Below are 10545 nucleotides of genomic sequence, written 5' to 3'. Positions count from 1 at the left end.
CTCGCCGAGTGCGACGATGCGGCCCGCGATCTCGTGGCCCGGGGTGATCGGGAACGTGCTGCCCGGCAGCACGCCCCCCGCGATGATCAGGTCGGAGTGGCACACGCCGCACGCCTCCACCGCGATCCGTACCTCGCCCGGACCGGGCTCGCCCACGGGGACTTCAACCAGTTCAGGGGAGGCGCCCGGCGCCCCGACCTGCACGGCCCGCGACATGCCAACGGAGGGACGGGAGGGGGTGTTCATGAGCGAGGCCTTTCTACGTGCTGCACGTCGACGACCAAGGCCGGTCCATCAGAGCCCTTCACCATGCCACCGAGAAGCGGTCCGGGCCCCCCGCCGACGATATGCAGAATGCGGCATTTCGGCATGGTGACCGCGTCACGAGGACGTCCTGGGAGGTGCGGCTGCCCTGCCGACGGTACGGGGGATCCCGGCCGGTCAGCTGCGGCTCATCGGGATCGCCCGTGGCCCGGCAGGATCGCCGGACTACTGCCAGGGTCTAATATGACCGGTCGCTTTGTCAAGGGAACCCCTGGCTCGCCGTACCTGCTTCGGATTCGGTCCACAGGATCCGCTGCCCCGCGAGATGCCGGTGCGGCTGCACGAACAGTGGGCCTCAGTAGCTCCCCACGGCGCCCCCGACCGAAGGACCGACTTCACACCGGGCCGGATCGCCGTCGAGAAGACCGGCGGCAGTGTGGTCACCGAGCGCATGCAGCCGCGCACGGCCTTCGGCGGACAGCCGTTGGAAGTGGCTTGGCCGTCGCCCACTACGTCGACGACATGGTCGAAGCCCGCGGCATCTTCATGCCGACCCGACGTCCTGCCGTCTGCCGCGACGACAGCCTGCAGCCGACCCCCGACCAGGTCATGGTCTCCATCGACCACGGCTGCATTCGGTTCACCTCAACGCAGCGGCCGGCCGCGGCGCTGAAGCGACGCTTCGTGTGGCGACCTAATGGATCGGCCCGCAGTCCGGGGGCGTGTCGCGACGTATCGGCCGTCGCTTGGCCTGAAGGGTGCCTGTGCACGGGTTCACTGCGCTTCTCGGTACTCCATGAACGCAGCGAAAGCTCGAGCGCCGTAGACCGTCGCCGGGCCACCGCACAGAAGGAAGGTCACGCCGATCGCCTCAGCCATTTCCGCTGGTGTGGCACCGCGTGAGACCGCAGCTTGCGTGTGCGAGGCGATGCATCCGTCGCACTGCTCACTGACCGCGACTGCGACCGCGATGAGTTCCTTGACCTTGGGCTCCAGTGCTCCCGGAGCTGTCACCGCCTCGTGCAGTTGTTTGTAGGCCGCGTACACATCGGGGATCTCCCGGCGCAGCGCCCGACCCAGAGGCCGCAACTCGGCCTGCACGGCTTTTCCGCATCTGTGATCCACGATGCTCTCCGTCCCGGGCGGATTCTCGCTCACCCATGAGTATGGGTGCCCCGGTGCTCACTCGCCCGCGAAGTGTGTTGCCGGGTCACGATGCGGGGGACCGCAACCTGTCGCAGCGAGTGGGCCGGCGACGGTGCTGAGCACGAAGGTCACGCCGATCGCCTCGGCCACCTTCGCCGGGTGGCACCGCGTACAGGAGTCGGGCTACGCCGTCCGATGGGGTTGCGTCGGCAGGAGCCGGGGGGCCGTTGCTTGACACGCTCAAGACGACCGGTCATATTTGAAGGGTCGACGCCAGCAACGGGTGCGCACTGTTGTCACGGTGAGTTGCGACGTCTTGAGAGAAGTCGGCTCAGGTGCCAGGGCTCGGCGTTCAACGTCACCACCGGCGCTGTCGAACACCGCCCGGCACGCCGGTTCCTCACCCTGTATGACGTGCAACCCGTCGACGGGGTATCTGCATCCGTGCCCGATCCTGCAGCTCGCGAGAGTTGTTATGAAGAGCCGATTCACCGTCAGGAGGCGGGTGTGATGGCAATCGATGTGGAAAGGCTCCGCAAGGACCTCCCGATCCTGGATCGGCGGATGGAAAGCGGAGCGCCGCTGGTGAACCACCCGCCTGACCTCGGGTCCTCGACGATCGCGGCATCGCCGTGCGGGTCGGCCACCACTGCGCTCGCCCGATCGCGCGTCGCCTCGGTTTCCCCGCAATGACCAGGGCTACCTTCGACGTGGACAACACGGTTGCCGAGGGGGACACCCTGGCGGAAGGCGTACGCGTGGCTCACGCCTACTTCGGCTGACAGAGCTCGATGCGCGCCAGATGCGCTGTTTTGACCGTCGATGGCGGACGTTCCGCCACGGCCCAGCGAAAGGAGATCCCCATGTCGAAAAACGACGTGGTCAAGGCTGTCGTTCTGGGACAACTCCCCGCAGCCCTGTCGGTGGACGTTTCACTCGCCACGCCGCTCACCATGTCCCGGATCGAGGGTCGGGACGAGGTGGTAGGGGTCCTGCGACAGCTGGCAGACTCCTTCGGGATCGGCGAGCCGGAGTTCATCACGGCCGACGGCGAGCGAGATTTCGTCACCTTCGTCGGCAGCAGCCAGGGGCACGAGGTCGGCTTGTTCGCCGTTCTCACACGAGGGGCGGCCGACACGTATTCGGCGGTCGACCTGTACGCCCGCCCCTGGCCGTTCGTGAAGCTGGTCCGCGACCAACTGGCCGCCTCCGACGAACGGTTCCGTGACGACATCGACCTGTCGGCACCCTACGCTCCCGACGGGCCGCCCGGTGGCTTCCTCGCCGAGCAGCCGGCAGGTCTTCCTGAACTCTCGGCCGACGTGGTGTTCCACTCGCCGGTGCTGACGGACACCGCCTCCGGCAGTGAGCTGGTGGGGTTCATTCTGAATGCGGTCGGGGAGATCTCAGGAGCCCCGAGGTTCCGCATTGTCAGCGGCTTCGACCAGGGCTTCGTGATGGTGTACGACGCGACCGTGCACGGTCACACGTGGCAGCTTGCGGGCGTGTGCGGCCTGGACGGCTCCGGAAGGATCGACGATATGCGGATCTACAGCCGGCCCTGGCCCGTCACCGCGTTCTTCCGCGGTGAGGGCTACAAACTGATGCGCGACCGGCTCGGCCCGCAGTACTGGCAGGGAGAGGACCCACTGGCCGTCTTGGGTGAGGCCGACACGGCTCAGTGACGGTGTTGTCGGTCGACGCGCTCGAGTGTCCTCAGTGGGTGCCATGAGGGCGGGGCCTCCTGGTTGGCCTGGGATTGTCAAATACCCGAGGCCAGGAGGCCCTCTCGTCGCAGTCGAGATCGGCGGTCCGATCGTCCTGGTCTGGCCAACCTGAGCACCCACCTGACCACCGGCATGAAGCGCAATGCGGCCGAGCGTGACTGCCTCACGGTCTTCCAGCTGTCCCCGTACACCCTGGACCTCAACCCGGGCGAGCACGGCGAATTGCTCCGCGGACGGCTTCGGCACGCAGCCCCGCCGAACGCAGACCTGGATGCCGCCCTCGTGCCAGGCGCGCCGCCAGTTCTCCACCGACAACTACGGCACTGCGACCGCCCGGTCCTGGGACCGCCTGCACCCGAGGCTGACCCACCGGTCCTCTTGAGTTCAAGCAGACCCCGGGCTGGACCTGCCCGAAGATCCGCACGCCCGAGGCGGCCGACCGCTGGACCTGGCTGATCCTCGCCGTCTCTCACCGCCCCTCGTGGCCGACCGACCTCCGACACTCCGGGGAGAGGCCGGCCGAGCCGAACAAACTCACTCTGGCCCGGATCCGGCGAGTATTCCGGCACCACCGCGGCAGGCCGCCTGCCCAGCCGGTGCACCGAAACCCAGCCGTCCGGGACCAGAGCGGTGCCGCAGCCGCAAGGACACCCGGCCGAGCCCACGTCATGACGTCCACCCTGTCGGCAGTCCCGACTTCGCAAAGCATCCGACGAAGAGGAACAGGTCAGCAGCCCGCGACCAAGCCGCGCAGGTTAACGATCAAGCCGGGGCTCCCTTTGCCGGGCTCGGAGCTGTGCGACTGGGGTTGGGGCGCGGTCGGGTGGAGCAGTCTGATCGGGAGCCGGCCGATGCCGTTGGGGGTTCGGGTCAGTCCGTGTGCTGCTGTGGTTCGGGCTGTGCGGTGCTGTTCTGGGTTAGCGCCGTGCGTGCGGCTTGCAGTAGTTCTTCGGAGAGCGGGTTGCCGCGGGTGGCACGGGCGAGGGTGAGGGCGCCGACCATGGTGCAGAACTGGGCCATGCCGTCGTCGTCGGCGGTGGCCAGCTGGGCGGCGAGGTTCCGTACGCCGTTGGCGTAGACCTGGTGGGCGCGGGTGGCCTGGTCGGGCTCGCGCCCCAGGTCGGCGGCGAATCCGGAGACGGGGCAGCCCTCCCCGGCGTGGTCGCGGTGCCAGACCGAGAGGTAGTCGTCGATCAGTGTCTGGCGGGTGGCCTCGGGTTCCGTCGGGGGGACCGGGCGTCTCACCGGCGAGTGTGCTCCAGGCTCGTCGAAGGCATGGGTGATGGCCTCGTCGACGAGGTCCTCCTTCGAGTCGAACTGCTTGTAGAACCCGCCGTGGGTCAGCCCTGCGGCCTTCATCAGGTCGGCGACGCTGACTGTGGTGCCCTTCTCGCGGAACATCCGGGAGGCGGTGGCGACGACCCGCCTCCGGTTCTCCTGTGCTTGCGCCTGGGACACGCGGCCCATGGGGTCACTCTCCTCGATTGGATGTCGCTTGCCATCTATCCTAGCTCTGGCTTAGATTTCAAACAACATCTATTTGCGGCGACCGGCCGGCAGGTCAATCAGGCCTTGCGCTGACTCCCGTCGCCCGAGGCCGACGGCCTCCGCCCGGCACTCGCCGAACCACCGACAGCACTGGAGACCCCCCGTGACACCACTGGCTGATGTACCTCCCCCGCGAAGAGGCGTTTCCGAGGCGGTCCACCGCCGGCGCTGGTCCGTCCTGACCGTGCTCTGCTTCAGCCTCCTGGTAGTGATGCTGGACAGCTCGATCCTCAACGTGGCGACGAAGACGATCGCACAACCCGCTCCCACCGGACTCGGTTCCACCCAGAGTCAGCTGGAGTGGGCGATCAACTCCTACACGCTGGTCTTCGCCGGACTGCTCTTCACCGCGGGTCTGCTCGGTGACCGGATCGGCCGCAAGAAGGTGCTGCTCTTCGGCATGGTGGTGTTCGGCGCGGGATCGGTGCTGTCCGCCATGTCGGCGTCCTCCGGGCAGCTCATCGCCTTCCGCGCCGTGATGGGCTTCGGCGGCGCCTTCATCCTGCCCGCCACCCTGGCGATCATCATGAACGTCTTCGAGCCGAAGGAGCAGCCCAAGGCCATCGGCATCTGGACCAGCGTGGTCGGCTTTGCCATCGCCCTCGGGCCCATCGCCGGCGGCCTGCTGTTGCAGCACTTCTGGTGGGGCTCGGTCTTCCTGGTCAACGTGCCGATCGTCGTCGTTGCGGTGGTTGCCATGGTGGCGATCGTCCCCGACTCGAAGAACCCCAGTCCGGGCAGGCTCGACCCGGTCGGCGTCGTGCTCTCGATCCTGGGCCTGGTCGCGCTGATCTACGGCATCATCAAGGGCGGCCAGGAGGCCGACTTCACTGTGGCCCAGTCCTGGGGCCCGATCGTGGCCGGCCTGGCGATCCTCGGTGTCTTCGTCGTGTACCAGCGCAGCAGTGACCACCCGACCCTCGACGTCACCTGGTTCCGCAACCCGCGGTTCTCCGCCTCCGTCGTCGCCATCGGTCTGGTCTTCTTCGCCCTCACCGGCGTCACGTTCTTCAGTGTCTTCTACAACCAGAGCGTGCGCGGCTACAGCGTCCTGCAGTCCGGTCTGCTCGTGCTGCCATTGGCCGCCTCGCAGATGTTCTTCGCTCCGCGGGCCCGGCTGGTCGTCGAGCGCTTCGGCGCCCGGGCCGTGTGCGCCGCCGGCCTCGTGCTGACCGCCGTGGCCTTCGCCGGCTTCCTGCTCCTCGGTCAGGAGACCCCGATCTGGCTGCTGGAGGTGTTGTTCTTCCTCATGGGTACGGGAATAGCCCATGTGATGCCGCCGGCCACGGTCATGATCATGTCGTCGCTGCCGCGGGAGAAGGCCGGCTCCGGTTCCGCGATCAACAACACCTTCCGGCAGGTCGGCGGGGCTCTGGGGGTCGCTGTGCTGGGAGCGTTGCTGTCGGCCACGTATCGCAACGGCATCGACCGTCACTTGGGCGTGCTGCCTGCCTCCGACCGGCACGCTGCGGGCGAATCCGTCCAGGCGACGCTGTCCGTCGCCGAGAAGATGGGGCCGGCCGGCAGGGCGCTGGTCCAGCCGGCGCACGACGCCTTCATCCATGCCATGCACATCACCGCCATGGGGTCGGCCGCCGTCGCCCTGGTCGGAGCGGTTGTCGTGCTGCTCTTCCTGCCCCGCAAGGATGCCGCCGCGGCCACCGGAGGTGGCAAGCCGCAGCTCAGGACGGTGGGCGCCAAGGGATGAGTGTGGACTCTCCCCTCGAGGTGCCGGAGGTGATGTCGCCTCAGAGGCTTTGGGCAACCGGATGATCACTCGTTCTTGAGGCTGTCGGCGGGGTGGTGGGCTGCTTCGGTCTCCAGGGGAGCCGTGCGGTGCGACCGCCTCGTCGGCGAGGCGGACGGCCATGAGCCGGATCGCGGCGACCTGGATCATTGCTTCGGCGTGCGCGGTCCGGCGTTCGTACCCCCGTGCCGACCGTCTGCACCGTCCCGGTCGGCCCGCCCCGAGCAGCGGACTGTCGGGATCGCGCCCCAGGCCGGCGGTGAATCCGGAGACGGGGCAGCCGCCCCCGGTGTGGGCGCGGTGCCAGAGCGTGGAGGCGGACTGCTCGCAGAACCCGCCGTGGGTCAGCCCTGCGGCCTTCCTCAGGTCGGCGACGCCGACTGTGGCGCCCTTCTAGCGGAACATCCGGGAGGCGGTGGCTGCGACCCGCCTTCCGGTTCTCCTGCGCCTGTGCCTGGGATGCGCGGCCCAGGGAGCCACTTTGCCCAATTGGATGTCGCTTGACATCTATAACAATCCCACTTAGATTATTTATGACATCTATTTGAGGTCGGTCGGCGGCTCGCGAGAGCTTGCGCCGACCATGACCGTCCGCAGCCGACGGCCTCCGCCCGGCAACCGCAGAAACCGGCAGCCCTGGGGATCCCTGAGGGATCGTCACCGCCGTAGTGACATGGCCGGGCTGCCCTCTCGCGGACACTCTTCATCGCATCAACTCAGATACTCAATTGCTTGCAAGGAGATCGACTGATGGTTGCCGGCAATCTTGTTCTCATCCCCGGCGTCGGCGGCGTGGGCCGCGCGGTCTTCGAGGAACTGCGTGCTCGGGACGTGCCGGTGCGTTTCATGGTCCGTCAGGAGGATGAGCGAGCAGACGAGGTGCGGGCGCTCGGCGCGGAGGTCGTCATCGGTGACCTGACACGGCCCGAGACGGTGGCGGCCTCGCTGCAGGGTGTCACGCGGATGTACTTCGGAATGCGGGTGTCACCGGACCACCTGCTGGCGGCTACCGTGGTGGCCTCGGTTGCCAGGGAGTACGGCAAACTCGAGGCCGTGGTCGACCTGTCGCAGATGACGGTGTCGCAGATGACCGTCACCAGCACCGAAGAGTCGCATCAGCAGCGGCTGCACTGGCTGGCTGAGCAGGTACTGAACTGGTCCGGCCTGCCCGTGGTGCACGTCCGGCCCACGGCGTTCCTGGACAGTCCGCTGTTCACCACGATGGCGGCGCTGTCGATTCAGGAGAACAGCACGATCGGCCTGCCGTTCGGCACCGGTCACACCTCGCCCGTTGCCGTGGACGACGTCGCCCGGGTCATCGCCACCGTGCTTCGAGACCCGGCTCCGCACATCGGAGGGGTCTACGAGCTGACCGGGCCCCGCTCGGTCGACATGGCGGAACTGGCCGGAGCCTTCTCCCGGGCACTGGACCGTCCGGTGTCCTATGTGGACGTACCGCCGGAGATGTGGGCGGCGCGGCTCCCGAAGCTGGGGATGCCGCCACACCTGGAACAGCACGTGGCGACCATGGCCCAATTGCACCGCGACAACCGTTACGATCGCACCACCGGCGATGTCGAGCGTGTGACTGGCAGGGCGCCCATGTCGATCGAGGCATTCGTGGCCGCCCGCAGGGACTTCTACCTCGGCTGAGCCGCCCGGACCGGGTCGGCCCCGGGCCGACGACTTCTCCACGCCGACCGAGCCCGCTCGGGCCACGCCGACGCCCCATGGCCACGGGACGGACCTCGGAGGGGCTTCGGTAGGGGAACCCCCAGCCGTCCGGCTTTGATCGATGCGGCACGGACTCGGTTCCATGATCTCGTGGCGGCCGGGTGCGTGTCCGCGATCTCGATCAACCATGACGGAGCCCCGTCGTTGCACCGTGGGTCTGACCGGCAATCAGCGGCAGCTCGTCGAGCTGCTGCTGCCAGGGGTGGCCGAAGTGGCCGCTGAGAGCCCTCAAGCGCAGCACGTTCATCCGGCACCACCGGCTTCGGCGGTGCCACGTACACGGTGTGTTCCAGTTCGGTCATGGCCCACTCCTCGCTCTGGGCTGCTGCTCGTCCCGTCCCTCGCGAACCGACGGGCGAGCCCGCACCGTGGAAATCATGCCGGCCGGCCTCACCCGACTCGAGGAGGCGATCCCGCTCCGGACATCCGCGCAGGAGCGGTTCGAGGGAGCACTCGGCCCCGCCGAGGCGGAGAGCCTGCGGCTCGCCCTGAGCGCGGTCCTGGACACCGGATTCGATCCCTGGGCGGAATGACCGCCGGCCGCCCCCCGGCCGCGGTCACGGCGAAGGGGGCACCGAAGCGTTCGGCGCCGGAACGTGCGGTGCGCCGGTTGCGGCGGCGGCACGGAGTACAGGCACCGGGCACACCTCGCCGCCCTCGCGATGCCCTACCCGCGTGCGGCAACGGTGTTCGTCAGCAGCAGCACTGCCACATCGTCCGCGAGTGCGCCGCCGTTGAGGTCCTCGGCCTCCGCCACGGTGGTGTCGATCAGCGTGTCGCCGTGCAGGCCGGTGCCGTGATGGTCGGCGATCAGGTCGATCAGGCCCTCCTGGCCCAGGCGGCGGGTGCCGGCACCGATCCGGCCCTCGATCAGGCCGTCGGTGTAGAGCATCAGGCTCCACTGCCGTCCCAGCGGGATCAGGGTCGTCGGCCACGTCCCGTTGCTCAGCAGACCGAGCGCGGGGCCGGGCTCCTCATAGGGCAGCAGTTCGGGAGCCTCGTCGTCGTGGAGCAGCAGCGGGGCCGGGTGGCCGGCCAGGAGCAGCTCGGCCACGTCCTGGTCGGGACGGATGGCCAGCATGCACAGGGTTGCGAAGATCTCCTCGCTGTGGCGTTCGTGCTCCAGCACGCGCTGGAGGGTGGAGACCAGTGCCTGGCCGGTGAGGCCGGTGAAGACCAGGGTGCGCCAGGCGATCCGCAGCGCCACACCGAGCGCGGCCTCGTCGGGGCCGTGGCCGCAGACGTCGCCGATCACGACGTGGACCGTGCCGTCGGCGGTGCGGACGATGTCGTAGAAGTCCCCGCTGAGCAGGGCGCGGCGCCGGCCGGGCCGGTAGCGGGCGTGGAAGGTGAGCCCGGAGCCTTCGAGCAGCGGGGTGGGCAGCAGGTGGCGTTGCAGGCGGGCGTTCTCCTGACGGCACCGCTCCGCCTCGGCCAGGTGCCGGAGGGATTCATTCGCCTGCTTGCGCGCCGCCATCGAGGTGTGCGGTCGGCCTTTCGGCGGGGACGGTACGGGCGAGCCGCGGTGGAGGGGGACTGCGGCCAGGGCGAACGCCTGCGCGATCAGGGAGTCGCTGTCACTGCTCGGCACGCCGGCTGTCGCCTGTGCGGCTCCCGGCACGGTGGCTGCGGAGTGGGGGGAGATGGTCATGAGCGGGCCCTTTCGATGCGCGGTGCTCGGGGCGTTCGGGCCTGCGCTCCCTGGCCCTTCCGGTGCCGCGGTCACGAGCCCGACGTCGAAGGGCACGGCTTGCCCTGGCAGGCACACGGGCTGCTGTCAGGGGCGAACACGGTGCACCTCTCGGGTGCCCAGATCCCCACCAGAAGGGTGAGCCTGCTTCCAGGGTGAATATGACCGGTCGTATTGTCAAGGTTGACAGCTTCAATGCGACCGGCCATCTTGGAGAGGTCGGAGCAGGCCCGGGTCCGCACCCACCGGCCGCAGGACGCCCGGCACCTCGGTGCGGCGGCCGTCCACCAGCACCTCGCCGACGGAAGACGTCGGCGCTGCCGCCGACGTCCTCCCGGGGGCGAACCGGGACATCGCCGACAGCGCAGGGCCCTCGCGATCGCGCCTCGCCGGCCTGCGGCCCGCAGGTCACCCCCCGCCGGGCCGACCGCGACCCGCAGGCGCTCCCTGATCGACAGACCCGTTCCGAGGTCTGCGAACACCCCCGCACGAATGGAGGAGAGCAGATGACCCGACCAGAGGGCAGGGGCGTCGTCGCCGAGGCGACGGACCCCCGCGCCCGGTTCCGCACGTTGCCCGACCGAATCCGGCTCGAGGACACCTTCGTCCCGGTGCCGACGGAAGCGCGCACCCCGGGCCGCGACACCTACAGCCACGACGAGTGGCTGGCCCGCAACCTGTGGTGCGGC

Annotated in this window: 11 protein-coding genes; 7 read left to right on the top strand and 4 right to left on the bottom strand. The window is 68.8% G+C overall.

Annotated elements, in window-relative coordinates; translation table 11 throughout:
• Together ACFV0G_RS12055 and ACFV0G_RS12050 are read right to left on the bottom strand one after the other, a co-directional pair.
• On the bottom strand, positions 1-216 hold a 216-nt coding region (locus ACFV0G_RS12055; RefSeq protein WP_380545553.1), incomplete at its 3' end, for an alcohol dehydrogenase catalytic domain-containing protein.
• Between the two features lie 822 nt (positions 217-1038).
• Entirely contained in the window at positions 1039-1422 is a 384-nt protein-coding gene (locus ACFV0G_RS12050) for a carboxymuconolactone decarboxylase family protein (protein ID WP_380545535.1), read from the bottom strand.
• A gap of 402 nt (positions 1423-1824) precedes the next feature.
• Between ACFV0G_RS12050 and ACFV0G_RS12045 the strand changes: the two genes are divergently transcribed.
• The 3 genes from ACFV0G_RS12045 to ACFV0G_RS12035 all read left to right on the top strand — a co-directional run bounded on the left by ACFV0G_RS12045 (position 1825) and on the right by ACFV0G_RS12035 (position 3095).
• Positions 1825-2103 carry a hypothetical protein gene (locus tag ACFV0G_RS12045; RefSeq protein WP_380545559.1) on the top strand — a complete coding sequence of 93 codons (279 nt, stop codon included), beginning with the start codon at positions 1825-1827 and terminating at the stop codon, positions 2101-2103.
• The gene (locus tag ACFV0G_RS12040) at positions 2043-2192 is read left to right on the top strand and encodes an aminotransferase class V-fold PLP-dependent enzyme (protein WP_380545533.1); all 150 of its coding nucleotides are present in this window, start codon (positions 2043-2045) and stop codon (positions 2190-2192) included. Before ACFV0G_RS12045 ends, ACFV0G_RS12040 begins: the two co-directional genes overlap by 61 nt.
• Positions 2193-2273: 81 nt before the next feature.
• Complete coding sequence (locus ACFV0G_RS12035; protein ID WP_380545531.1) at positions 2274-3095, top strand: hypothetical protein; 822 nt, start codon at positions 2274-2276, stop codon at positions 3093-3095.
• A gap of 912 nt (positions 3096-4007) precedes the next feature.
• On the opposite strand, the gene ACFV0G_RS12030 is transcribed toward ACFV0G_RS12035, so the two are convergent.
• Positions 4008-4604, bottom strand: coding sequence for a TetR/AcrR family transcriptional regulator (locus ACFV0G_RS12030; protein WP_380545529.1), 597 nt, complete (start codon positions 4602-4604; stop codon positions 4008-4010).
• Between the two features lie 184 nt (positions 4605-4788).
• Between ACFV0G_RS12030 and ACFV0G_RS12025 the strand changes: the two genes are divergently transcribed.
• From ACFV0G_RS12025 to ACFV0G_RS12015, 3 genes are all read left to right on the top strand, one after another.
• On the top strand, positions 4789-6393 hold the full coding sequence (locus tag ACFV0G_RS12025) for a DHA2 family efflux MFS transporter permease subunit (RefSeq protein WP_380545527.1): 1605 nt from the start codon (positions 4789-4791) through the stop codon (positions 6391-6393).
• Between the two features lie 789 nt (positions 6394-7182).
• Entirely contained in the window at positions 7183-8085 is a 903-nt protein-coding gene (locus ACFV0G_RS12020) for an NmrA family NAD(P)-binding protein (protein ID WP_380545525.1), read from the top strand.
• A 449-nt stretch (positions 8086-8534) separates the two neighbouring features.
• Complete coding sequence (locus tag ACFV0G_RS12015) at positions 8535-8699, top strand: hypothetical protein (protein WP_380545523.1); 165 nt, start codon at positions 8535-8537, stop codon at positions 8697-8699.
• Between the two features lie 134 nt (positions 8700-8833).
• Here ACFV0G_RS12015 and ACFV0G_RS12010 read toward each other — a convergent pair whose 3' ends face one another.
• Positions 8834-9817, bottom strand: coding sequence for a PP2C family protein-serine/threonine phosphatase (locus ACFV0G_RS12010; protein ID WP_380545521.1), 984 nt, complete (start codon positions 9815-9817; stop codon positions 8834-8836).
• A gap of 545 nt (positions 9818-10362) precedes the next feature.
• Here ACFV0G_RS12010 and ACFV0G_RS12005 point away from each other — a divergent pair.
• Positions 10363-10545 (top strand): hypothetical protein (locus ACFV0G_RS12005; RefSeq protein WP_380545519.1); only part of this gene is annotated, 183 nt, incomplete at its 3' end.

The sequence above is a fragment of the Kitasatospora sp. NPDC059571 genome (genome assembly GCF_042735675.1).
Lineage (GTDB): Bacteria > Actinomycetota > Actinomycetes > Streptomycetales > Streptomycetaceae > Kitasatospora.
The sequence above is the reverse complement of the archived record's forward strand: the minus strand, read 5'-3'. Positions and strand labels throughout refer to the sequence as shown.